The 25,819-nt window shown below is 45.5% G+C and carries 22 protein-coding genes; all 22 read left to right on the top strand.

What is annotated here, in order from left to right; translation table 11 throughout:
- Positions 1-242: 242 nt before the first annotated feature.
- On the top strand, positions 243-584 hold the full coding sequence (locus tag K6C05_RS10855) for a bacteriocin (protein ID WP_296734668.1): 342 nt from the start codon (positions 243-245) through the stop codon (positions 582-584).
- Between the two features lie 745 nt (positions 585-1,329).
- The gene (gene nifJ, locus K6C05_RS10850) at positions 1,330-4,851 is read left to right on the top strand and encodes a pyruvate:ferredoxin (flavodoxin) oxidoreductase (protein WP_296734665.1); all 3,522 of its coding nucleotides are present in this window, start codon (positions 1,330-1,332) and stop codon (positions 4,849-4,851) included.
- 141 nt (positions 4,852-4,992) lie between these two features.
- The gene (def, locus tag K6C05_RS10845; RefSeq protein ID WP_296734664.1) at positions 4,993-5,472 is read left to right on the top strand and encodes a peptide deformylase; all 480 of its coding nucleotides are present in this window, start codon (positions 4,993-4,995) and stop codon (positions 5,470-5,472) included.
- A gap of 4 nt (positions 5,473-5,476) precedes the next feature.
- Positions 5,477-6,409 carry a methionyl-tRNA formyltransferase gene (fmt, locus tag K6C05_RS10840; protein ID WP_296734662.1) on the top strand — a complete coding sequence of 311 codons (933 nt, stop codon included), beginning with the start codon at positions 5,477-5,479 and terminating at the stop codon, positions 6,407-6,409.
- Positions 6,410-6,432: 23 nt separating this feature from the next.
- Positions 6,433-7,233, top strand: a complete 801-nt coding sequence (locus K6C05_RS10835; protein WP_363317201.1) for a DUF116 domain-containing protein — start codon at positions 6,433-6,435, stop codon at positions 7,231-7,233.
- Positions 7,233-8,573 carry a 16S rRNA (cytosine(967)-C(5))-methyltransferase RsmB gene (gene rsmB, locus K6C05_RS10830; protein WP_296734659.1) on the top strand — a complete coding sequence of 447 codons (1,341 nt, stop codon included), beginning with the start codon at positions 7,233-7,235 and terminating at the stop codon, positions 8,571-8,573. Before K6C05_RS10835 ends, rsmB begins: the two co-directional genes overlap by 1 nt.
- A complete protein-coding gene (rlmN, locus tag K6C05_RS10825; RefSeq protein ID WP_296734657.1) occupies positions 8,566-9,606 on the top strand; it encodes a 23S rRNA (adenine(2503)-C(2))-methyltransferase RlmN in 1,041 nt (346 codons plus the stop codon). The genes rsmB and rlmN overlap by 8 nt, the downstream gene beginning before the upstream one ends.
- A gap of 80 nt (positions 9,607-9,686) precedes the next feature.
- The gene (locus K6C05_RS10820; protein ID WP_296734655.1) at positions 9,687-10,436 is read left to right on the top strand and encodes an FhaA domain-containing protein; all 750 of its coding nucleotides are present in this window, start codon (positions 9,687-9,689) and stop codon (positions 10,434-10,436) included.
- A gap of 1 nt (position 10,437) precedes the next feature.
- Positions 10,438-10,893 carry an FHA domain-containing protein gene (locus tag K6C05_RS10815; RefSeq protein ID WP_296734654.1) on the top strand — a complete coding sequence of 152 codons (456 nt, stop codon included), beginning with the start codon at positions 10,438-10,440 and terminating at the stop codon, positions 10,891-10,893.
- On the top strand, positions 10,890-11,612 hold the full coding sequence (locus tag K6C05_RS10810; RefSeq protein ID WP_296734651.1) for a Stp1/IreP family PP2C-type Ser/Thr phosphatase: 723 nt from the start codon (positions 10,890-10,892) through the stop codon (positions 11,610-11,612). Before K6C05_RS10815 ends, K6C05_RS10810 begins: the two co-directional genes overlap by 4 nt.
- Positions 11,602-12,861 (top strand): FtsW/RodA/SpoVE family cell cycle protein, encoded by a 1,260-nt coding sequence (locus tag K6C05_RS10805; RefSeq protein ID WP_296734649.1) that lies wholly within the window; start codon positions 11,602-11,604, stop codon positions 12,859-12,861. Before K6C05_RS10810 ends, K6C05_RS10805 begins: the two co-directional genes overlap by 11 nt.
- Before the next feature lie 40 nt (positions 12,862-12,901).
- A complete protein-coding gene (locus K6C05_RS10800; protein WP_296734647.1) occupies positions 12,902-14,248 on the top strand; it encodes a penicillin-binding transpeptidase domain-containing protein in 1,347 nt (448 codons plus the stop codon).
- A gap of 11 nt (positions 14,249-14,259) precedes the next feature.
- The gene (gene pknB / locus K6C05_RS10795) at positions 14,260-16,032 is read left to right on the top strand and encodes a Stk1 family PASTA domain-containing Ser/Thr kinase (RefSeq protein WP_296734646.1); all 1,773 of its coding nucleotides are present in this window, start codon (positions 14,260-14,262) and stop codon (positions 16,030-16,032) included.
- Positions 16,033-16,163: 131 nt separating this feature from the next.
- Complete coding sequence (rsgA, locus tag K6C05_RS10790) at positions 16,164-17,060, top strand: ribosome small subunit-dependent GTPase A (RefSeq protein ID WP_296734643.1); 897 nt, start codon at positions 16,164-16,166, stop codon at positions 17,058-17,060.
- Positions 17,060-17,710, top strand: coding sequence for a ribulose-phosphate 3-epimerase (rpe, locus tag K6C05_RS10785; RefSeq protein WP_296734641.1), 651 nt, complete (start codon positions 17,060-17,062; stop codon positions 17,708-17,710). The genes rsgA and rpe overlap by 1 nt, the downstream gene beginning before the upstream one ends.
- 12 nt (positions 17,711-17,722) lie before the next feature.
- Positions 17,723-18,400, top strand: coding sequence for a 7-cyano-7-deazaguanine synthase QueC (queC, locus tag K6C05_RS10780; protein WP_296734640.1), 678 nt, complete (start codon positions 17,723-17,725; stop codon positions 18,398-18,400).
- 12 nt (positions 18,401-18,412) lie between these two features.
- Positions 18,413-19,201, top strand: a complete 789-nt coding sequence (folE2, locus tag K6C05_RS10775; protein WP_296734637.1) for a GTP cyclohydrolase FolE2 — start codon at positions 18,413-18,415, stop codon at positions 19,199-19,201.
- A gap of 276 nt (positions 19,202-19,477) precedes the next feature.
- A complete protein-coding gene (locus tag K6C05_RS10770; RefSeq protein WP_296734635.1) occupies positions 19,478-20,497 on the top strand; it encodes a lysylphosphatidylglycerol synthase transmembrane domain-containing protein in 1,020 nt (339 codons plus the stop codon).
- A 157-nt stretch (positions 20,498-20,654) separates the two neighbouring features.
- Positions 20,655-21,908: a hypothetical protein gene (locus K6C05_RS10765; RefSeq protein ID WP_296734631.1), complete on the top strand. Its 1,254-nt coding sequence runs from the start codon at positions 20,655-20,657 to the stop codon at positions 21,906-21,908.
- A gap of 25 nt (positions 21,909-21,933) precedes the next feature.
- A complete protein-coding gene (locus K6C05_RS10760) occupies positions 21,934-22,716 on the top strand; it encodes a glucosaminidase domain-containing protein (RefSeq protein ID WP_296734628.1) in 783 nt (260 codons plus the stop codon).
- 36 nt (positions 22,717-22,752) lie between these two features.
- Entirely contained in the window at positions 22,753-24,375 is a 1,623-nt protein-coding gene (locus K6C05_RS10755; RefSeq protein WP_296734626.1) for an ATP-binding cassette domain-containing protein, read from the top strand.
- 147 nt (positions 24,376-24,522) lie between these two features.
- A complete protein-coding gene (locus K6C05_RS10750; protein WP_296734623.1) occupies positions 24,523-25,815 on the top strand; it encodes a DEAD/DEAH box helicase in 1,293 nt (430 codons plus the stop codon).
- Positions 25,816-25,819: the final 4 nt, after the last annotated feature.

Genomic DNA, 25,819 nt, shown 5'->3' with positions numbered 1-25,819 from the left:
GAAGGTATGGCAGGCATACCAGGAAAATGGCCGCCAGTGGACCAAGACCGTAATCGATGTAGTTGATGAGGCCGTCAAGGTAGGAGCTGCTGCAAAGGGTGGCGGTGGAAAGGCTGCAGCTGCCGGAGATGCAGCCAAGGCGAAGAAATAATGTAAATTAATTGGATAAGGGAGACATATAGTGGAGTATATTCTCCCTCATCCGGCTAACTATACTGACAGAAAAGAAAGGATGAGTTAAAATGACCAACGAAAAGATTATTGACAAGACTTTAAATGACAGCGAACTGAACAATGTTTCCGGTGGTGGCTGGGGCTATAACGATTTCCATGATAAGGCAATTTATGAATCCTGTGGCATGAAATGTGACTGGACCAACAATCCTTTCAAAAAGGACAAGTTTATCTGGAAGGGACAGACCTTGCATAATAATGAAGCCAGTGCAGTTGTTTTTTACACCTTGAATCATCAGGATGAAAATGGAAAGCAGCTGGGGCCGGATACTCTGGCTGAGGCAATGGCCTACAAGGCAAAGCAGGGCAGCGATGCTTATAACAAATTCCGGAAGGCCTATAACGCATAAATTTATCAGGCCTGGGGATACATATAGATAGGCTGTGAATCAGGTATCTTTTATCATACCTGGTTCACAGCCTTACTGTTTTTGGAAGGCACATATTATTTTCTGGGTGTGCTTTTTGTGAAGTTACGGGAAATTTTGGTGAATTTTCAGCGGGTGTTCAAAACTCTTCCGGAATAAGGATTATTATGGTGATGTACCGTCAAGGAAATTTATGAAATTTGTATGATGATTATTCGGGTAAAATTGTGAAAAAAATTTCAAAATTAAGTTTCTATTTATTCATTTGTTTGAAAATTACAACATGGAGGGTTTTGTTTTACAAAATAATATGTTAGATGTATAATGAATTTGTAATATGATGTATGCAAAATATCCGATGCTAACAGGTTGAAGATGCGCTTTGCTGATGTGGGCTGTGAGTGCTTTGTTGCCAGGCAGTCCGGGTAAGTTTAAGAGTTACCTGATGAGCACATTGGATTGTATACAAAAAACATTAAGGGGTAATTAATGTTGAAGTACTGTTATTGCAGGCTTTGACATTGTGATCCGGGGAAAGCTGACGCCCGTCTTTGCTGGTGGGTGGGAACCGGATTTTTTAAAGGGTGGGCTTTTTCACCCTGCTGCAACGCAGTAGCTTATCTTATGAAGATATGCTGATTTGGAAGACTGATCTCAACTGGAAAGGTCGGACAACTGCGTTAAAATGACGATGTGTAATCGTTTATGAGAGGAGCGTTTATCGAACATGAGCAAAAAAATGAAGACTATGGATGGTAACACAGCTGCGGCATATGTGTCTTATGCATTTACTGATGTGGCTGCTATTTATCCGATCACACCTTCCTCACCAATGGCTGAGCATGTTGATGAGATGGCTGCAAAGGGGCAGAAAAACCTTTTTGGACAAAAGGTTCGCATTGTTGAACTGGAATCCGAGGGTGGTGCAGCAGGTGCTGTTCATGGATCATTACAGGCTGGTGCATTGACCACCACTTACACTGCTTCACAGGGTATGCTTTTGATGATTCCTAACATGTATAAGATTTCCGGAGAGCTGTTGCCGGGTGTATTCCATGTATCTGCTCGTGCATTGGCTACTTCTTCACTGAATATTTTTGGTGATCATCAGGATGTTATGGCTGCACGCCAGACTGGTATGGCCATGCTGGCAGAATCTTCCGTTCAGGAAGTAATGGATTTGGCTGCAGTGGCCCATCTGGTAGCTATTAAGGGTAGGGTTCCTTTCCTTAATTTCTTTGATGGTTTCCGTACTTCCCATGAAATCCAGAAGATTGAGGTCGTTGATTATGATGATCTCGCTAAGATTTTGGACTGGGATGCTGTTAATGAGTTCCGCCGCAATGCATTGAATCCTGATCATCCTGTTATCCGTGGTACTGCCCAGAATGATGATATTTATTTCCAGGGCCGTGAAGCTGTAAACCAGGCATATGAAGCACTTCCTGAGCTCGTTGAGGAAGCTATGGGCCAGATGGCTAAGATTACCGGTCGTGAGCATCATATTTTTGATTATTATGGTGCTGAGGATGCTGAGCGTGTTGTTATTGCTATCGGCTCCATCAACCAGACCTTGCAGGAGTGTGTTGATTATCTTAATGGCAAGGGTGAGAAGGTTGGTGCTGTTGCAGTTCATCTCTTCCGTCCATTCTCTGTAGATCACTTCCTGAAGGCTATTCCTTCTTCTGTTGAAAAGATTGCAGTCCTTGACCGTACCAAGGAGCCAGGTGCCCTTGGTGAGCCTTTGTATCAGGATGTCCGCACTGCATTCTATTCCAGCCATCGTCATCCAATAATTGTTGGTGGCCGTTATGGCTTAGGTGGTAAGGATGTAACCCCTGGTCAGGTTCTTGGTGTATTTGAAGAACTGAAAAAGGATGCTCCTAAGAATGGCTTCACAATTGGTATTGTGGATGACCTTTCCAATACTTCCCTTGATCTTTATCCTGAGCATGTAAACCTCACTCCTGAGGGAACTACTGCTTGTAAGTTCTGGGGTTTGGGCTCTGATGGTACTGTAGGTGCCAACAAGTCTGCAATTAAGATTATCGGTGATAAGACTGATTTGTATGCACAGGCATATTTTGCATATGATTCCAAGAAGTCCGGTGGTATTACCATGTCCCATCTGCGTTTTGGTAAGTCTCCTATCGCTTCTCCATATCTTATTGATAATGCGAACTTCATTTCCTGCTCACAGCAGTCTTATGTAAATAAATATGACCTTTTGGCAGGGCTGCGCCCGGGTGGTACCTTCCTTCTGAATACCCTGTGGTCTGATGAGGAGCTGTCCACTAAGCTGCCTGCTTCAATGAAGCGCTTTATTGCAAAGAACAACATTAAGTTCTATACCGTAAATGCTGTAAAGATTGCCCAGGATTTGGGACTTGGCGGCCGCTTCAACATGGTAATGCAGTCTGCGTTCTTCAAGCTGGCTGATATCATTCCACTTCAGAAGGCTGTTGGATATCTGAAGGATGCAATTGTTACTTCTTACGGCAAGAAGGGCCAGAATATCGTTGATATGAACAATGGCGCTGTTGATGCCGGTATTGATGCCCTGCACCTTGTAAATGTTCCGGCTGACTGGGCTGAGGCCAAGGATGTTGCTGCTGAGACCAATGCAGATGTTCCTGCATATGTTAAGGAGATTTTGGAGCCGGTTAACCGTCAGGAAGGTAACAAGATTACTGTTGCCCAGATGAAGGCTCATGCAGATGGTACCTTCCCATCCGGTACTGCAGCTTATGAGAAGCGTGGTATAGCAATCAATGTTCCTGAGTGGGATGTTACCAAGTGTATTGAATGTAATCAGTGTGCATTCGTTTGTCCTCATGCTGCAATTCGTCCTATTCTTACCAATGATGAGGAAAAGGATGCTGCACCTGCAGGCTTTACTTCAAAACCAGCCCTTGGCACTACCGGCTTGAATTTCACCATGGCAGTTTCTGTTTTGGACTGCTCCGGCTGCGGCAACTGTGCCCAGGTTTGTCCTGCCAAGGAGAAGGCTTTGGTTATGAAGCCTATTGCTTCCCAGATTGATAAGCAGGCTGTATTTGATTATGGTGTAAAGGTTAGTCCTAAGACTAATCCTATGAAGAAAACTACCGTTAAGGGCTCACAGTTTGAGACTCCTTGTCTTGAATTCTCCGGTGCATGTGCAGGCTGTGGTGAGACTCCATATGCTAAGCTCATTACTCAGCTCTTTGGTGGCCGTATGATGGTAGCCAACGCTACAGGATGTTCCTCTATCTGGGGTGCATCAGCTCCTGCAATGCCATATACCAAGAATGCTTGGGGACATGGTCCGGCCTGGGCTAATTCACTCTTTGAGGACAATGCTGAGTATGGTCTTGGTATGTTCCTGGGTGTAAAGGCTGTTCGTGAGGCTTTGGCCGCTGATGTTACCGAGGCTCTTAATTCCGGAAAAATCTCCGAGGCTCTTAAGAATGCCATGGTAGATTGGAAGGATAACATGAACTGTGGTGAAGGTACCCGTGAGCGTTCACTGAACCTTATTGGCGCATTGGAGGCTGAAAAGGGTAATGATCCACTCCTTAACAAGATATATGAGAACCGTGACTTCCTGATCAAGCGTTCCCAGTGGATATTCGGTGGCGACGGTTGGGCTTACGATATCGGATATGGTGGGCTGGACCATGTACTGGCTTCCGGTGAGGATGTAAATGTATTCGTATTCGATACTGAGGTTTATTCCAACACTGGTGGTCAGGCTTCAAAGGCTACACCAACTGCTGCTATAGCACAGTTTGCTGCTACCGGTAAGAAGACCAAGAAGAAGGATCTGGGTATGATGGCAATGTCTTACGGCTATGTATATGTTGCCCAGGTTAACATGGGTGCTGACAAGAACCAGGTATTGAAGGCAATTACTGAGGCTGAGGCTTATCCGGGACCTTCACTTATCATTGGTTATGCACCTTGTATCAATCATGGTATCAAGATTGGTATGGGCAAGTCCCAGATGGAAGCTGCCCGTGCTGTTGAGTGTGGATATTGGGCTAACTACCGCTACAATCCTGAGCTGGTAGGCACTGATAAGAACCCATTCAGCCTTGATTCCAAGGAACCGGACTTTGGCAAGTTCCAGGATTACCTCATGGGTGAGGTTCGTTACAACAGCTTGAAGCGTGCATTCCCTGAGGCTGCAGAGGCCCTCTTTGAGAAGACTCAGAAGGATGCCCAGAACCGACTTGCAGGTTATAAAAAGCTGGCAGGCAAGGAATAAGCTTCTGATTAGATGAAAACATAAAAGGCATTGTACGGGATTTATCCTGTACAATGCCTTTTTGCATTGGGGATGTTTTGGACTTTCCTTGCATTATATGATAAAATTAAACGGATATAGAGAAATAGGAGGGTGTTTTTGGTGGCACTATTAGATATTGTAAAGGCAGGTGCACCTGTTCTGAAACAGGTGGCAGAGCCTGTAGGCAAGGTTGACAGCAAATTGCGCAAGCTGATGGACAATATGGCGGAAACCATGTATTCCGCTGATGGGGTCGGTTTGGCAGCACCTCAGATAGGACAGTCCATTCGTCTGGTGGTTATAGATGTAGGTGATGAAAATGGATTGCTGGAGCTTGTTAATCCGGTAATTGTACGCAAGGAAGGCTGTGCCGTAGATCAGGAAGGATGCCTTAGTGTACCTGATGTTTATGGTGATGTAGAACGCGCCGAAAAGGTAAGTGTTGATTATATAAATCGTTGGGGCAAGAAAAAGCATCTTACTGCCGGGGGCCTTTTGGCAAGGTGTATTCAGCATGAGCTGGATCATCTGGAGGGAGTTCTGTTTATCGATGTGGCCAAAAGCATTAAACATAATGCTGCTAAGAACGGTAAGGAGTAATTAAATGAAAAGATTAAGGACAGTTTTTATGGGCACGCCGGATTTTGCCGTTGATTGTCTTAGAGTCATGCATGAGAAAACGGATGTAGCCGTTGTCGTTACTCAGCCGGACAGACCCAAGGGAAGAGGTCAGAAGCTAACCCCTTCACCGGTGAAGGTGAAGGCGCTTGAATACGGTATTCCTGTGTGGCAGCCTGAGAAAATAAAGGCTGCAGATTGTGTTAATCATTTAAGGGAAATAAAACCTGATTTAATTGTTGTAGTTGCCTTCGGGCAGATATTATCCCAGGAAATACTTGATATTCCACCGTTGGGGTGTGTAAATGTTCATGCTTCCCTGTTGCCAAGATATCGCGGGGCAGCTCCTATCCACTGGTCTGTTATAAATGGTGAGACTGAGACCGGTGTTACCACAATGATGATGGATGCAGGATTGGATACCGGGGATATGCTTTTAAAAAGCAGGGTGGAAATTACAGCTGATATGACTACTGGTGAGCTTCATGACAAGCTGGCCCGTGTGGGCAGCGGATTGTTGGCTGATACAGTGGATGCCCTGATGAATGGCAATATAACCCGTGAAAAGCAGGATGGAAGCCTGTCAAATTATGCTTCGATGCTTACCAAGGAGACTGGTCATATTGATTGGACAAGGTCTGCTGCTGAAATCCATAATCTGGTTCGGGGATTGAATTCATGGCCGGTTGCCTGGACCGTATTGAACGGCAAGAACTATAAGGTGTGGCGGACCAGGGTGTTGGATGATTATTCCGGACAGCCTGGGCAGGTATTGGAGCTAACTAAGACAGGATTTATTGTTGCTGCCGGAACAGGCGCAGTGGAGGTACTGGAAATTCAACCTCCAAGCAAAAAGAGAATGTCTGCCGGGGATTTTGTTCGTGGTAATGGTATCAGTACGGAGCTTATTTTTGATTAATTGACTTTGGATTGAGGATGACCATGGTATTAAAAGCTAAAAGACCAAAGAAAAGGTTGTTTATCGAATTATTGTCAGGGAGCTACAGCTTTCTTCTGATCGTTTCCTGGGTGGTGTGGTATATAGCATATCCGGGATTGTATAACATAAATGGATATTTGCCGTGCATATTTGCAGTAGTATTGTGCAGTGTGCTGTTTCTGATGGGGTTTGGCATCTTAAATATGGTATTTGGCATTTTGGGATGGCCACTGCCGGCACTGTTCAAGCGGCAAACCTATGCCCTGCTTAATGGCTTGTTTTATGTGGTACTGTTTTCCGGCAGGCTGTTGATGATAAGCCGCAGGAGCATAGAGGAATCATTTGTTGCTGTCAGCAATGCCATTGTCAGGAACAGACATCTGAAGGTTCCGCCAGATCGGCTGCTGGTGGTTACACCACACTGTCTGCAGCTTGCTACCTGTCCGCATAAAATAACCAGGGATCCAAAGAACTGCAAGCGTTGTGGCGGGTGTAATATTGGTGATTTGGTGAATATGTCGGAAGAAATGGGGTTTCATTTCTTTGTGGTAACCGGTGGGACACTGGCCAGACAGATGGTGCGGAAAATACGGCCCAAGGCTGTTGTGGCGGTGGCATGCGAACGGGATTTAACCAGTGGGATACAGGATGTATATCCGATACCGTCAATCGGTGTAATGAATATACGGCCTAATGGACCATGCTATAATACAAAGGTTGATATAGAGGAATTCAGAAAGGCGATAGAAGAGATAATAGATTTGCCGGAGAAAGGTGAATCTGAACAGAAGAAGGAGAACTGATGGATAAAGCGCGTGCAACGGCTTTGAAAATTATAAATGCGGTCCATGAACAGGAGGCGTATGCCAATGTGGCTTTGGCTAAGGAGCTGCGTAAGGGTGCCCTGACTGAAATGGACCGTCGTTTTGTTACAGAACTGGTTTATGGCACTGTCAAGGCAGGGGAAACCCTGGATTGGATTATCCGCAGGTATATCAATCGTCCGCTGAGCAAGGTGGATTCAATGGTACTGGATATCCTGCGTATGGGGGTGTTTCAGCTGCGGTATATGGACAAGGTGCCTCCTTCGGCTGCCTGCAATGAGTCTGTAGAGTTGGCCAAGAGCTTTGGCCATCCGGGGTTGGCCAAGTTTGTTAATGGGGTTATGCGTACCATGGTGCGTGAACCTGAGAAAGGTGCTTTTCCTACTGGTAAGGGAAATGCTACAATACAGCTGGCACTTGAGGCACAGCACCCAGAATGGCTGGTGCGTCGCTGGATAAAGGAGTTTGGCTACGATGAGGCCTTGAGGCTGTGTTCCTTTAATAATTCCCAGGCACCGCTAGCTGTAAGGACCAATACTTTGAAAACCAACAGGTCTGAGCTGATGCTTCAGCTGGTGGCCGCCGGATTGGACTGTGAATCATCTCTGCTGGCCGGGGAAGGCGTTTTGTTAAGGAGTCATGGAGCATTGGATTCACTGCAGGTGCTACAGGATGGATATTGTCAGGTTCAGGATGAAAGCTCCATGCTGGTGGCTCACGTCGTTGATCCCCAGCCTGGGGATCTGGTTTTGGATGTTTGCAGTGCACCGGGAGGCAAGACTACCCACATGGCTGCCTTGATGGGGAACCGTGGTAGGATTGTGGCCTGTGACATATATGAGCATAAGCTGGCACGGGTCAGGGAAAATGCTGACAGGCTGGGTATCAATATAATAGATCCCATGCTGATGGATGCCCGGGAAATCTGGCAGGAGTTTCCGCAGAAAGCTGACAGGGTCTTGGTGGATGCCCCTTGCTCCGGTTTGGGGGTCCTTAGACGGAAGCCTGATTCACGCTGGAGAAAAACACCTGCTCTGCTTGAAGAGCTGCCTAAGCTGCAGATGGATATATTGAGGAGTGCAGCTGCATGTGTCAAGCCGGGGGGGATGCTGGTATATAGTACATGTACCATTACCCATGAGGAAAATCAGGATGTGGTCAGGAATTTTCTGGCCAAGGCCAAGGATTTTGAACTGGAAAATGCCGGTGAGAGGCTGCCGGTGCCACGGGATGATAATATGGTACAGCTTTATCCACAGCGTGATGGTACAGATGGATTCTTTATTGCCTGCATGAGGAGAAAAGTTCATAATGATTAATATTTTTGGCCAAACTCTGCCTGAAATGACTGAGATGCTGATGGAATGGGGCTTCCCAAAATTTAGGGGTAAACAGCTGGCAGATTGGATGTATGGCAGAAGTGTTACTGATTTTTCAGTGATGAATAATCTTCCCTTGAAAATGCGGGAGAAATTAGCCGCTGAATGTGTTATTGACAGGGCACTCAGGGTGGACCAGATGGATTCATCAGATGGCAGGACTTCAAAATTCCTTCTTAATTTTTCTGATGGGGTAGGAGTAGAAACCGTTTTGATGCGGCAACCATACGGCAACAGTATATGCGTGTCCTCCCAGGCCGGATGCAATATGGGATGTGCTTTTTGTGCATCAACCCTTCATGGTATGGTAAGGAATCTTACTGCCGGGGAAATGCTGGCGCAGACTTATTATATAAATGACCTGCTTAAACAAGAAGGGGCAAAGGTGGATACCATTGTCATTATGGGCTCTGGAGAACCATTGACGAATTATGATAATGTCCTTAAGTATATGAGACTTATGCATGAGGATTACTGTCTGGGGATGGGATATCGCAATATAACCCTGTCTACATCAGGCATTGTTCCCAATATTTATCGTTTGGCAGAGGAAGGCCTGCCCATTAATTTGTCCATTTCACTTCATGCTCCTGAGGATGCTCTCAGATCTGAGCTTATGCCAATTAACAGGAAGTATCCTATGGCGGAAGTGGTTAAGGCCGGTGCGGCATATGGCAATCTGACCCACCGCCGTGTCACCTATGAATATATCCTGATAGATGGGGTCAACGATAATATTAAACAGGCTGAAGAACTGACGGACCTTTTAAAAGGGCAGTTGGCCAGTGTGAATTTGATTCCAATCAATCCTGTGGTGGAAAGAAATTGGAATAGGCCATCCTTAAAGAGGATAGGTTCTTTTGAAAAGTATTTAATGCAACACAATATCACTGTTACGGTACGCCGGGAAATGGGAAATGATATCCAGGCGGCCTGTGGGCAGCTCAGAAACAGACATATTGAAGAAAACTGATGGCTGCCCTGCAGTAATTATTTATTTACTTGTATGGTTTTACGATGTAAAATTATTCCATGCAAGGGATAGGAGGGCTTATGTCTATTGGCGGACTGGAGTCGTTTTTGGAAAAAAAGATAGAAGGTTTTTTCAATCGCAAACTGAGTAGTGTTCTTGAACCAAGTGAGGTTATTAAGCAGCTGGAGAGAGAGATTCTCAGACGAAAGCGTCGGGGACAGAGGGGAAATGTTGTGCCCAATTCCTATTTTGTGGAAATGGCCCAGGAGGATTATCAAAGACTTTGTGCGCGCCGTTTTCTGGATGAAATATATATAAGGGTTGAAAAGGTGGTAATCAACAATGATTGCTTTATGGATGGCAAATTGGAGATAACCATAAATTCAAATGACAGTTTGACAGTGGGCAACTGTGAGGTCAAGGGGCTTTTTGCTGATGACAGCTATCAGGACGAGCAGCCTCAGGAAGTGGAATGCAATACCATTGTTTTGAATAAGGGTGATTTCAATCCTCCCCTTAACCTGCCGGTGGAGTACAAGCTGGTAAGCCTGCTGGCTGTTAACGGGCCGGATATAGATTCATATCTTGAGTTTGGTGAAAAGAATATATATATTGGCAGGAGAATAAATAATGATTTTATTCTGACAGATACTAATGCATCCAGGGTTCATGCGTATATATCATATGAAAGGCATCGTCATGTTTTACATGATGCTGAAAGCCTTAATGGTACCTATGTCAACGGAAAGGCAGTGGTTTCACCACAGCTGCTGCGTCCTGGGGATGAGATAAGTATCGGTGATACAGTGCTGCTTTATGAGGTGATTTGATATGCAGGGTACTGCAACAGTTGTAAAATTATTGGGAATTGTCCTGCAATATGGGCTGCTGATTTTGCTTTTATACTTCGTATACAGGCTGATGAGGTTTATGCAAAATGACAGTCGTCAAACCCGTGAGGACATATATGCAGTTACTGAAATATCCAATGAAGAAGCGGTTTTAACTGTAATAGAGGCTTCAGATCCTGATATGCTGGGGCAGAGGTTTGCCTTTTCTGACGAAATAATGATTGGCAGGGGCGGGGACAATGATATTGTACTTAATGACAGCTTTGCTTCCCACCACCATGCCAGAATTGCTCTTTTAAATAATTTGTATGTCATTGAGGATATGGGCAGTGTAAATAAGACCTATGTGAATGGTCAGCCTGTATCAGGGGGACAGTATCTCCAGTCAGGTGATATTATCACGATTGGATCAGTCTCATTTCAGTTCGGGAGGTGACAGCTTTGTTAAAGGTAAGTAAGGCGACAGATATTGGTTTGGTAAGGCGCCTGAATGAGGACAGTATCCTGTGTACTCCGCAGGATGTTTTTGTCGTTGCAGACGGAATGGGCGGCCATGTGGCAGGTGAAATCGCCAGTCATATTTTTACCGGTACCGTGAACAAAAGACTGTCAGCCGGTGAAATGGTATTGAATCAGGATGGTCTTCGCAAACTGGTTGCCGACGGCAATGAGGCCATACTTGACAGTATAAAGAAATATCCTGAGCGGGATGGGATGGGTACAACTGCAACCATGCTGCATATTGAAGGCAAGACAGCTTTTTGGGCTCATGTGGGAGACAGTCGTCTGTATCTTCTGCGTCAGGGAGATATAAAGCAGATTACCAATGACCATACCTATGTTGCCGAGCTTGTGGCCAATGGCAGTATTTCCACGGCTCAGGCGGAGGAGCACCCGAAACGGAACATGCTCGTCAGGGCTGTGGGAGTCGATGATACAGTCGAGGTTGATACCGGTCAGATTGAAATTGAGACGGGAGATATTTTCTTGTTATGCTCTGACGGACTGACCAATATGGTAACCCTGCCGGCAATCCAGGCTGTACTGGAAACTGACGGCTGTGATGACAAGGCCCTGTCACTGATGGATGTGGCCAAGGCTGGTGGAGGCCTTGACAATATATCGGCAATAGTGGTGGAATATTATGAAAAGTAAAAGTCTGCTTTTAATAGTCATTGATTTTATGATTATGTTTCTGGGGCTGGGGATAATCATGCTCAATCATTACCCTGCAGTGGATTATTCACCTGTTCCCTGGGCGTTGGGAGCGGCTGTATTGGCAATCGTTATCCAGATATTTCTCATCAGGGGACGGTTCAGTGATGATATATGGATATTTCCCATGGTGCTGTTTTGTTCCAGCATAGGGATTATCATGTTGGGAAGATTGAAGCCTGTTCTTTGTGTCCCGCAGCTGCGATGGCTTATTATTGGTATGTTTATTATGCTGCTGGTGCTGTATTTTTCCAGACAGCTTAAGAATATGATGCAATATCAGTATATCCTGGGAATTTGTACACTTGTAGTATTGTGCTTGTCGCTGATATTCGGTGTTGAAATAGGCGGAAGCAAGAACTGGCTGGTGTTGGGGCCAATTTCAGTGCAGCCGTCTGAATTTGGCAAGATTCTGCTGGTATTGTTTTTGGCAGCATTCTTATCTGATCACAGGGATATGCTGCTGGCCTCCAGAAGGAAATTCCTGTTTTTGGATTTGCCTCCCCTGAGGTTTATTGCTCCCTTGCTGGTGATTTGGGGAATTGCAATACTGATGTTTGTTGTACAGCGTGATTTGGGTTCAGCATTACTGTTTTTCTGTATGGCGGTGTTTATGACATACATGGGCACCGGCAGCAAGTCTTATGTGTTTATTGCGTTATGCTTTATTTGTATTGGTGCTGCGGTAAGCTATGCATTATTTTCCCATGTTCAGGTCAGATTCAATATCTGGTTGGATCCATGGTCGGATGCAGTGGGGCAGGCGTATCAGGTGGTACAGTCATTATTTGCCTTTGCTGCCGGAGGGGTATGGGGGACCGGGTTTACCCATGGTCACCCCAATCTGATTCCTGAGGTTCATACGGATTTTATTTTCTCAGCTATCGGTGAGGAGTTTGGGCTTGTAGGATGTACTACAATCATGATTGTGTATGCGTTGATGTTTTATCGTGGTATTATGATTGCGATGGATTGTAAAAGAGACCTGCATACACTGGTGGTTGCAGGCTTTTCCATAGCATTGTTTACCCAGGCCTTTATCATTATAGCCGGTGTTACGAAGTTCCTGCCCTTAACGGGTATTACCCTCCCTTTTATAAGCTATGGGGGAAGCTCTATGGTGTCAGGCTTTATAATGATTGGTCTGCTTTTGGCTTTATCAAAGAAGGAAAATATTCATGGGGCATAGAGATATAAAAAAATATATTTTGCACTGCAGTGTATTTATAATGGTATGTTTTCTGTGCCTGTTTGGTTATATAGTATATCTGCAGGTGATTGCATCAGCTTCGCTGTTGGCCAATCCACTTAACAGCCGTGGCAACGATGCCTCTAATATTGTAAGGGGGGCTGTCATTGATATTCATGGCAAAAAGCTGGCTGACAGCAATTCACCGGGGGAGAGGTCTTATCCCTATGGTGCCGTTATGGCCCCTGTGACCGGATACCTTGGTGATAATATAGGCAGTGATGGTGTTGAGGCCATGACAGGAAGTGACCTGATTGGACAATCCAGGCAGATGCAGATGCTGGGGCCAATAGGACAGGCTTTTCAGGCTGACAGGGGTAATGATGTCAGGGTCACTGTTGATGCCGATATTCAGGAATTGGCATATAATGCCCTGGGCGATAACAGGGGCGCGGTGGTAGTCCTTGATGCTGAAACCGGGGCAGTGATTGCCATGGTAAGTAAACCTGCGATTGATCCGTCTGAGGTGGAAGCTGACTGGAATTCCCTTAAGAACCGTAAGGATAGTCCTTTGCTCAACAGGGCAGCTCAGGGTCTGTATCCACCCGGTTCCACGATTAAGGTGCTGATCGCTGATGCCGCCCTTGATGAAAAGGTTACTGATTTGAATGAGAAGTTTAATTGTTCCGGCAAGCTTCAGATCGGTAATGAATATATTGGTGAAAGCCATGGGGCTGTCCATGGTAATAATCTCTCATTGAGGGATGCCATGACGGTGTCCTGTAATGTTACCTTTGGTACATTGGCCATGCGTATGCACGGTGATGGATTAAAGGATGCCTTTGAAAGATTTGGTTTTAATGAACCTATAGGTTGTGAATTTCATGAAAGTCAGTGTCATTTGCCTGATTTTGCTCATCTGGGTGATGGTGATACGGCCCAGGTGGGAATAGGCCAGGGAGAAACCCTGGTAACCCCTTTGCGGATGGCCATGTTGGCCAGTGCCTATGTGAACAGTGGCAAGATAATGGTTCCGTACCTGGTGGAGGAGATTATTTCCCCTTCGGGGATTGTAATAAAGAAAGCATCACCACAGAAATGGCGTGAGGTCACTTCACCTCAAAGGGCCGGGATCATAAGTGAATTTATGGAAAATGTGGTGAAAAACGGAACCGGTGGGGCTGCTGCAGTCTCCGGAGTACGGGTAACAGGAAAGACCGGTACAGCCGAGAATTCCGGTGGCAGAGATCATGGCTGGTTCATTGGTACGGCAGAGTTGCCCAAGAGAAAGATTGCCCTTTGTATTATTGTCGAAAATAGCGGTGGCGGCGGTGCTGTAGCGGCACCAATTGCCAGTCAGATAATATCAGCATTAAAAAACAGGTAGGAGGATTTGGCATGGTAGAGCGTGTTTTGGCCAGAAGATACAAGATCTTAGAGCATATCGGTGGCGGTGGAATGGCTGATGTATACAAGGCACATGATCAGCTGTTGGATCGTGCTGTTGCAATTAAAATTCTTCATGCACAGTTTGCCAATGATGCAGAATTTATTGAAAAATTTCATCGTGAAGCCAAGGGTGCAGCAAAATTAACACATCCTAATATCGTTAATATATATGATGTCGGTGAAGATGGTGGCAATCACTTTATTGTCATGGAGCATGTAGGGGGACAGACACTGAAGGAATACATACAGCAGCAGGGCTGTCTGGAACCCGTGGAGGCTGCCCGCATTGCTAAGGAAATTGCCGGGGCATTGGGTGCTGCACACAAAAACAATCTGGTACATTGTGATATTAAGCCTCATAACATATTGGTGATGGCTGACGGTCACATAAAGGTAACTGATTTTGGTATCGCCAGGGCTGTTTCATCTTCAACCATGACTTATAGCGGGGATGTAATGGGTTCCGTGCATTATTTTTCACCTGAGCAGGCCAAAGGGACTGCCATCACGACTAAATCGGATGTATATTCCCTGGGTGTGGTTCTGTATGAAATGCTTACAGGTTCATTGCCTTTCAATGGAGAAACCTCCGTAAGCATAGCACTGAAACACCTTCAGGAGGAGCCTGTACCTATTCGCCAGCTAAAGCCTTCGGTGCCTGCTGTTCTGGAGGCAATAGTACAAAAGGCCATGAACAAGGAGCCTATGATGAGGCCTGACAGCACGGAATTATTTGCTGACCTGGAACAGGCCCAGACAATGATATCGGGCAGAAGTGTTCCTGCTTCCAACAACAGTCAGATACAGGATCCATTTGCCACTCAGGTAATACCAAGGGTTACTCCTGAAATGATGCAGAATAACCAACCGGTACAATACAATTATCAAGGTCAGGATTATGGCTATGATAATCATCAGGAAGAGCCTGCTGAGAAGGGCCTGCTGAAATCGCGGAAATTCGTAATAGGCATGTTGTTTATTCTGATTGCCGGCTTCTTCATCGGAGCCTTTATGTCCTATGGTAATTTCTGGAGCTCAGTTGAGGTTGAGGTGCCTAATGTTGTGGGCAAATCTGAAGCCATTGCCCAGCAAATGCTGGAGGATAAAAAGCTACGGGTAAAGATTGCTGACAAGTATGATGCTGATGTTCCTGCAGGTGAAGTCGTGTCCCAGTATCCCGAGGCTGGAACCAGTGTCAAGGAGCAGCGTCAGGTTATTATATATGTAAGCCGTGGCGGAGAAGAGCTGACAATGCCGGATTTAAAGAGCATGTCCAAGGCTAACGCCGAGGCGAAGCTGAGAAAGATGGGCCTCAAAATTGGGGCCATATATGAGGAGGAAGGCAAGGAAACAGCCGGGACAGTGCTGTCCCAGGATCCTAGGCCAGGCTCCAAGGTGAAAAAGGGCCAAAGTGTTGATTTCACAGTCAGCAAAGGAGAAAAGAAGGTTGGTATCACACTGCCGGATTATACCGGTATGTCGGTGGACAGCGTGCGTTCGAATCTGGAGGCCAATAAGCTCACATTGGGCTCTGTTACCCAAAAGGCAAGTCCCCAGTCCAGTGGTACTGTCATAGGGCAGTCACCTGCTGCAGGCTCGGAAATCAAGGAAGGTAGCTCGGTAAATATCATTGTTTCCAGTGGGACAGCAGCTCCGTCGGCTCCTTCATCGCCGAATAAGGGGGCACAGAAAACATCGCCGGAACAGACCGTAAAACCATAAATTCAGGTTGAATTTTGCGTTCGTACTGAATTTAGTCCTATTTTGTCCGGTGGATTCCACCTGCATGGGCGGTTGGATTATCAGTAAATGTAAGGTATTGGGCAAAACCGCATGATTAAAGGAAGGGAAATATGCCAATAGGTCAGGTCGTAAAAACATATAATGGATTTTATTATTTGAAGGCGCAGCAGGACTCTGCGTTTTCTGACAGCCAGCTGCTGTCCTGCAGATTAAGGGGACGGATTAAAAGAGTCAGAGGCGCTGTTGTTACCGGTGATATGGTGGGATATGAGCTCTTGGGGGATGGTACAGGGGTAATAGAAAAATGTCTGCCCCGGAAAAGTATGCTGTACCGTCCGGCAGTGGCCAACATAGATCAGGTAATTATTACCTTTGCGATACGGGAGCCGGATATTAACAGCCTCCTGTTAAATCGTTTTTTGGTAATGGCAGAGTGGTCTGATATTCCGGAAATTATTATCTGCCTTAATAAAATCGATCTGATGTCTGACATACCTGAGTCGTTCATAAGGATATATTCTGATGCCGGTTACAGGGTAATATGTACTTCAGCCCATACCGGTGAAGGGATAGAGGAAATACGCGGACTGCTTAGGGACAGGGTAACTGTATTTGCCGGTCCTTCCGGAGTTGGCAAATCATCCCTGCTGAATGCAATAGATAAAGACCTGATGCTGGCTACAGGTCAAATCAGTGAAAAAATCAAGCGGGGCAAGCATACAACCAGAGTTGCCAGGCTGCTTCCGGTACAGGGTGGCGGTATTGTGGTAGATACTCCCGGTTTTGGGGCTGCAGAACTGGAGCATATCGATAAATCAGTATTGGCGGGATGTTTTCCTGAGTTTAGGCCATTAATAGAAAAATGTTATTATAATACCTGCACCCACAGCCATGAACCTGACTGCGGGGTGAAGGCGGCGCTGAATGCGGGACTGGTCAGTCAGGAGCGCTATGATGCCTATCTGAATATTTTACAAACGATTTTAGAAAGAAAGAAGGCTTATTGATGACAAAGGTTGCACCATCAATTTTGTCTGCGGATTTTTCCTGCTTAAAGGATGAAGTGGAAAAGGTAATTTCAGCAGGTGCTGATTATGTTCATATAGATGTAATGGATGGCACATTTGTGCCGGAGATAACCTTGGGGGCATTGATAGTAAAGTCAATCCGCCCAGTTACAGATGCGGTGTTTGATGTCCACCTTATGGTGGAGCACCCGGAAACCCAGATTGAGTCCTTTGCCAAGGCAGGAGCTGATATTATCACCTTTCATGTGGAAGCTGCCAGACATCCTCATAGGGTGATTCAGGCCATAAAGGCCGCCGGCTGCAGGGCAGGGATATGCCTTAATCCGGGGACTCCGTTAACCATGGTGGAGGAACTTATAAATGATATTGATATGGTTGTTATCATGTCAGTTAATCCAGGCTATGGTGGACAGAAATTCATCCCCAATTCCCTGAAAAAAATATCCCGTCTTAAGGCTATGCTCCTGGAAGCAGGTAGCCATGCCGAGATTGAGGTGGATGGTGGGGTGACTACCGCCAATTGCAATGAACTGGCCCGTGCCGGGGCAGATGTGCTGGTAGCCGGCTCTGCAGTATACAAGGCCCAGAATGTTGTTGAGGCCATAAAAGCATTGCATTGTGAAAAGTAAGGAGGCATCATTGTGCAGAAGGCAGTTGTTTTACTTTCCGGTGGCTTGGATTCTACAGTATGTATGGCTGTAGCCAAATCAAAGGGATTTGATATTTATCCCATCAGCTTTAATTATCATCAGCGGCACAATATTGAGCTTGAGGGAGCCAAAAAGGTTGCTGAGTTTTATAAAGTAAAAAAACATCTCATTATTGAAACAAATATGGAACAGATAGGTGGTTCGGCTCTCACGGATAATCATATAGAGGTTCCTGAGGGGAATGTAGACAGGGATGATGTACCAGTTACCTATGTACCGGCCCGTAATCTGATTTTTTTGAGTTATGCCATGGGCTATGCAGAGGTGATTGGAGCAGATTATGTGTTTATCGGCGTGAATGCAGTGGATTATTCAGGATATCCGGATTGTCGTCCGGAGTTTATTGAGAAATTCCAGGTGGCGGCAAATTATGCAACCAAAGCCGGTACTGAAGATGGCAGGCATATCACTATAGAGACACCTTTGCAGAATCTGTCCAAAAAGGAAATAGTCCAATTGGGAAGCCGCCTTGAGGCACCATTGCAGTTCACTCACAGCTGCTATAAGGGCGGTGAAAAGGCCTGTGGTGTATGTGACAGCTGCAAATTGCGCCTTAGGGGCTTTGCAGAAGCCGGTATTGTTGATCCTGTGGAATACGAAAATATGTAAGCAGGTGACTTTATGAAGGATGTACAAAACAGTATCGATCATCGAGGCATTGCTATTCAAAATGTTGGAATAAGGGATGTCCATATGCCCCTTCAAATTAAGACCAAGGAGGGGAATTATCAGCAGGTTTTGGGGAATATCAGCTTTACCATTTCCCTCCCCATGGAATACAAGGGAACGCATATGAGCCGGTTTCAGGAAATACTCAACAAATGGACCAGCTCACCTATAGCTGAAGGAGAAATGTCCGAAATACTGGGGGAGGCCTTGGATAGGCTTCAGGCTGAGGCTGCATCCCTTCACATTGAATTTAAATATTTTGTGGATAGGATTGCGCCTGTCAGTAAGCGACATTCTGTTTTGGATGTGGACTGTTTTTTTGATGGTTATCTGAAACGGGGGGAAGACCTACAGTTCATTCTTGGGGTGAAGGTGCCCTATACTTCCCTGTGTCCGTGCAGCAAGGAGATTTCTGATTATGGGGCCCATAATCAACGGGGCATTATGGATGTGCGGGTGCGTTTTGACAGTGACTGCGATTGTATTCTTATTGAGGATTTGGTGCTGTTGATGGAACAGCAGGCCTCATGTCAGATTTATCCTCTTTTAAAGCGTGAGGATGAGAAATTCGTGACTGAAAAGGCCTATGACAATCCCAAATTTGTGGAGGACATACTTCGGGATGGGGTTTTAGCCCTGCGTAAATTGCCGGGATTGGCCTGGTTTGCATTGGAATGCGATAATTTTGAAAGTATTCATAATCATAGTGCATACGCAAGGCATGAGGAAAATGTCAAATAAGACGATACTGATTCAGCTGGAGCGGTAAACGCCCATTGAATCAGTATTATTTTTGTACTTTTGGGGAGACCTGCTGTTGTTTGTTTGGCATGCAGTATAAGAAAATGATATAATGAAAAGTGTTGTTTTTTAATGATGTCGGGATGCTATGACTAAATGGCATTTTGCCGGGGAAAAGCATCGGGCATCAATTCTGTAGCTCAATCCTATCTCACTTTTTCTTTTGTGGGGTTTGAGCAGTACATAATCAAGTGATCTCTTTTGAGGAGTTGCTGAATGAATAAAGTTTATGGGCGAATATTGGGATTATTCCTACTGGTTGTGGTTATTTCCAGTGCGGTAATTTATTTTACTGTTGATATAAATACTATTTCCAGCCTGTATATGTTCAAGCCATGGTCTGTAATCCTGGCAGTATTGGCCATGATTATCGGTCTGGTACTTGATGGGACACGGCTGATGCACATGGTGCGGATATCCGGGGAGAAAATTACCCTGGAACAGGCTGTACAGGTTGTTTTTGGAAATTATTTCCTGGCCATGCTGGGGCCCGGGGCGGCAGCGGGTGCCATAGCTCAGGTCATGTTCCTGCGGAAGGCAGGGGTTCCCGGGGGGAAGGCAGCTGTGCTGGCACTGGTCCGCACGGTAGTGTCGATTTTGTTTTTGGCATGTTGCCTGCCTTTTATATTTTTACATGATGAAGGTATCCTTCCGGGGGTATCAAATGAGGTTATGGTCTATATTGCAGGCTCAGTAGCCGTGCTGCTGATTTTATTGGCATATGGTATCAGAAATAATGCATTTGATTATCTTGCCCTAAAAATAGCAAAACGTATGCCACGCAAATGGTGCAAAAAATTTGTGGATACCTACAGGGACAGCAAGGAAGGCATAAAGCTGCTGGCGTCATCGCCTTTATCCATGGTGCGGGTGTTTTTTGAATCGGGACTCAGTCTGATTTTTATTTATATGATAGTTCCTTTCCTGATGCTGGGACTGGGGGCAACGGTGGACTGGCTTACGGTAATGGGCCGTATGATGTTTTTGAATATTTTGTTGTATTTTTCACCTACTCCGGGAGGCTCCGGTATAGCTGAAGGTGGTTTTATATATTTATTCAGTTCCAGTGTACCTCCGGGGACAGTGGGTATCCTGGCGGTATCCTGGCGTTTTATTGCTGAATATCTGCCATTTTTTGTAGGCTTGTATTATACGGTTACTGTATTTGGTAAAAAGGTTTTGGATAAGGATTTTGATGAATCCCAGTCTGATTCATTGAATGCCATCAACAAGTAAATGACGGGCAAAAATCCTTTGCTGATGCCAGGGGAACTGATACTTCGCATTCACTGGGAAGGGCAGTTCCTATAAGTCGTGTATAAATTTGACCGGATAAGACTCATTTTATCAGCCTATAGCGGTACCGTTATAGGCTGTTTTGAGGTACAGGGTGATGAATACCTATAATAAATTCCTTGACAAGTTCATAGAAACAGGGGCTGTGGCCGGCATAGTAAATTATGCTTTTATTCTGGTCAACATTCTCGTGGTTACAAAAATGTGGCAGCGTGCCGGAATGCCTTATAATGGTGTATTTACTGCCGTGGTGCTAAGTTCACTTTTGGCTACGGCTGCAGCGGGAGTAAAGTATAGGTTAGGGGTTGCTGTGGCACCTGGGATAGCGGTCAACAGTTTTCTTTGCTATGACCTGATTATCTGCCATGGATTTACTTGGCAGGAGGCAATGTGCGTACCTCTTGTGGCAGGATTGTTGATACTATTTGTAGTATACACGGGAGCTTATCATAGGCTCATAAGGTCCTTGCCGGGATATCTTTTGCAGGTTATTCCAGGTGTTATTGGGGTTCTGCTTATATATCGGGGATTGATCATGGGTAATTTGGTCATAGGTACGCCTGTTCAGATTACCGGGATGGGCAGTATAAATGATCCAATAGCCATAATAGCTGGTGTGAGTACCCTGGTAGCATTGATTCTTTGGTGCCGTAATGGTGAATATGGTATTCTGTCGGGATTGCTGACCGCGGTTTTTTTTGCATTGGTCAGTGGGTATATGGTGTTGCCGGAGGCGTGGTTTTCCCTGCCCATGGGATTGATGGATACTGTCCTTCAGGTAAGCACTGATAGATTTGCTGAACTTATTGGTGCTGTACTGGTAGTCTTTTTGGTGCTTATTTCTGAGGGCATGGCCCTGGCGCAGGTGGTGGACAGGGACAATGAAGCTGGTGTAATTATGTCCAATGGATTTGCATCATTCCTGGGTGGTGTCATCGCCGGTGGGGCTATGAGTGTGTCTGAGGCTTCTGCAGCCTGTCGTTTTGATTCCAGGTATACTTATAAGCCGGTTTGGATTACGGTGATTTTGCTTTTGGTAACACTTTTTTGTGCGCCACTGCTGCTGGAGATGGCAGATTATGGCTTTATTTCAGTATCTGCGGTGATTTGTGCAGGTTGTTGCCTGCTGCAAAATTTGAAATTTTCTTCATTTAATGATAATATATCAATCTTAGCAGGTGTTTTTACATTGTTACTTGTTCCTTTGTGGGGAAGTCTTACTGCCGGGATAGGATGTGGCCTGCTTGTTTATTGTATTTTGATGCTTACTTCCGGACGGGGCAGTGAACTGTCATTAGAATTACTGCCAATTGTTGGGTTGTTTGTTGTTTATATGATCTATGGCTTTTAATGTTTTTGAATAGGGAGGTTTTGTCGTGCTTTTATATAATCAGGGGCTGAAAATTGTTTGTGCTGCAGTGGTAATGTCTGTGCTGCTGCTTCCGTCAAATGCCGTGGATGCAAAGACCGTCAACGGTAAGACGACAGTTTCAACTGAGAGGACTCTTCACAACGGTACTACTGTGGTGAATTCCAATAAGAAAAAAAAGAGCTTTGAGGAAAGAATACATGATATTTTATATCCTGAACCTGTACAGGATACAGCTCCTGAAAATGCGTCAAGTGTAGAGAAACCTATACAGACATACAGCAATGAGACCAGTATTCTGGGTGGTGCCGTTGCTACAAAGGAACAGTGTGTCAGATACCTGTTAAAGAATAATCCACATCCGCTTTTAAATACATCTCCTGAGCAGCTGGTGGAATTTTATTATGAAGAGGCAGCGCGGGAAGGGGTAAGGCCTGATATTGCCTTTGCCCAGGCCCTGAAGGAAACAGGTTATTTCAGCTATGGAGGTACTGTGATACCTGCTCAAAATAATTATTGTGGTCTTGGTACCACCAGTGCAACTGTAAAGGGTGCCTTTTTTGAGTCGCCAAGGGTTGGTGTGCGTGCGCATATTCAGCATCTTTTGGCATATGCTTCAACCTCCAGTCCGACAACACCTATTGTGGACCCACGATATGAATTGGTCAGAAAGAATTATGGCAACAACATTCTTCATGAATGGATGGACCTTAACGGTCGTTGGGCTGTGCCTGGTGTTGGTTATGGACAGAGTATTTTGGATTATTATCATGCAATTTTGCAGTCATGATAAAACTGTATAGTTATAGAGAGGATTTTTATTACAATGATTACAACCAGTGGAGTTACACTTCAGTTTGGAAAGCGCGTGTTATTTAAGGATGTTTCAATTAAATTTACTCCTGGAAACTGTTATGGTGTTATTGGAGCAAATGGTGCCGGCAAATCAACTTTTTTAAAGCTGTTGGCCGGTGATATTGAACCTACCAAGGGCTCAATTGAAATCACTCCTGGCGAGCGCATGTCCGTGCTGAAGCAGGATCACTTTGCTTTTGATGAATATGATGTTATACGCACCGTTATTATGGGCAATCAGCATCTGGTGGATATTATGGAAGAAAAGGATGCAATTTATGCCAAGCCTGATTTTTCTGATGAGGATGGTATAAGGGCTGGTGAGCTGGAGGCTGAATTTGCTGAGCTTAACGGTTGGGATGCTGAGGCAGATGCGGCCAAACTCCTGAATGGACTGGGAATCAGGGAGGAATTCCATAATAAGATGATGTCTGAAATGGATCCTGACCTGAAGGTGCGTGTGTTATTGGCCCAGGCACTTTTTGGCAACCCTGATATTTTACTGCTGGACGAGCCTACCAACCATCTGGATTTGGAATCAATCAAGTGGCTGGAGGATTTTTTGGCAGATTTTGAGAATACGGTTATCGTTGTTTCCCATGACCGTCATTTCCTGAATCAGGTATGTACGCATATCGCGGATGTGGACTTTGGGAAAATACAGCTTTATGTCGGCAACTACGATTTTTGGTATCATTCCAGTCAGCTGGCTATGCAGATGGCTAAGGATGCCAATAAGAAAAAGGAAGAAAAGATTAAGGAGCTTCAGACCTTTATTGCCCGCTTTGCGGCTAATGCCTCAAAATCCAAGCAGGCTACTTCCCGTAAAAAATTGCTGGAAAAGATTACCTTGGATGATATCAAGCCTTCATCACGCCGATACCCTTATATCGCCTTTACCCCGGACCGTGAGGCCGGCGACCAGCTCTTGCTGGTGGAGGGGATTTCCAAGACCATAGAGGGGGAAAAGGTGCTGGATAATGTGAGCTTCACCTTGAAGAAGGGTGATAAGGTGGCATTTACCGGGCCGAATAGTGCCGGTAAAACAGCTTTGTTCCAGATCCTCATGGGTGAAATGGAGCCGGATGAGGGTTCTTTCAAATGGGGCGTTACTACGACACAGGCATATCTGCCAAATGATAATACCCAGTATTTTGAGGGTTGCGAGCTGAGTCTTACAGATTGGCTCCGTCAGTATTCTAAGGACCCGGATGAATCCTTTGTCCGTGGCTTTTTGGGAAGAATGCTTTTCAGTGGTGAGGAGAGTCTGAAAAAGGCATCTGTCATTTCCGGAGGAGAAAAGGTCCGTTGCATGCTTTCAAAAATGATGCTCAGCGGGGCCAATGTCCTTCTGATGGATGAACCGACTAACCATCTTGACCTGGAATCCATTACTGCCCTTAATGAGGGATTGATTTCCTTTAAGGGGACCTTGCTCTTTACTTCCCATGACCATGAGTTCGTTCAGACGATTGCTGATCGGATTATTGAGCTTACACCGGGTGGTGTGTTTGATAAATTTACCACCTATGATGATTTCCTTGAGGATTCAGAACTGCAGGCCAGACTTGCAGAAAGATACAACAGTAAGTGATCATCGCCCTGCTGACGGTTTTGTGCTATGGATTACGAAGCTGTGGTGACTGCAGAAAGCTTCTGCCGGATAAGGAGTATTTATTGAATAACAGGCTCTCCCATATTGGGAGAGCTATCTGTATATATAGGTAAAGGTAGTGAAATCATGAAAAGTTTTGAAGAGCTTGGTGTCAGTGGCCCTTTATGTGATGCCTTGAGTAAAATGGGAATAAGGGAAGCTACCAGGGTTCAGGAAGAGGCTGTTCCTGCCTTGCGAAATGGCAGGGATACTATTGTACAGGCCCAGACAGGGACAGGCAAAACCCTGGGCTTTTTGCTTCCAATATATGATAAAATCAAGCTGCAGGCAGATAATGTTCAGGCTGTCATCATAACACCTACCAGGGAGCTGACCATTCAGATCTCAAAGGTGGCCGCGATTCTCGATAAGGCGAGTGGCATTAGGTCACTGGCCATATATGGAGGACAGGATATAGAACGGCAAAAACAGAAATTAGGGCGGTCGCCCCAGGTTATCATAGGAACTCCGGGACGCCTTCTGGACCACCTGCGTCGCCGTACGCTGAATTTCTCAACAACCAACAGGATTGTTTTGGATGAGGCTGATGAAATGCTTCGTCGGGGCTTTATCGAGGATGTGGAGACCATTCTTTCGGTTATGGCCAAGGACAGGCAAATTATGCTGTTTTCGGCCACTATGCCGGACCGCATCAAGAGCCTTGCCCATTGCTATATGTATCAGGTGCAGCATATTGAGATAAAGGCGGAGCATATTACCTTGGACAGTATTCAGCAACGGGTGGTGGATACTGTTGAATCCTCAAAGCTGGATAAGCTTTGCGAACTTATTAACGAAGACAGGCCGTATCTGGCTATGGTATTTTGCTCGACGCGGTCCAGAGTGTCCCAGGTTGCAATGGCTTTGGCCAGACGCGGTTACATGGCAGATGAGCTTCATGGTGAGCTGAGCCAGCTTCAGAGAACCAATGTGCTGAATAAATTTCGTCAGGCAAAGCTGCAGATTCTGGTCACCACCGATATTGCAGCCCGTGGGCTGGATATAGAAGGGGTGACCCATGTATTCAATTATGATATACCACAGGATACGGAAAGCTATATTCACCGTATCGGCCGTACCGGGCGTGCCGGACAGCATGGTGTGGCCATTACCTTTGTCAATGCCCGTCAATATAACATGTTGAGGAAAATCGAGGCAGGGATAAAAAATCATATCACCAAGGATGTTTCCAGCAGAAGCCTGGCTTCAAGACTGAAGCGTGAAAAGCGGGAAAAGGAGCTGGCCAGGAAAAAACAGGAAGCTGAAAAAAAGCAGGCTAAACTGGCAAAGAGCAAGTATGCAAACCGTAAGGGAAACAGCCATAAAGGCCGTAATGACAGGTCCAGGAGATTGAGAGACCGGGCAAAAAGAAAAAAATAACAAT

The organism is Anaerovibrio sp., from assembly GCF_024697385.1.
GTDB lineage: Bacteria > Bacillota > Negativicutes > Selenomonadales > Selenomonadaceae > Anaerovibrio.
The sequence above is the reverse complement of the archived record's forward strand: the minus strand, read 5'-3'. Positions and strand labels throughout refer to the sequence as shown.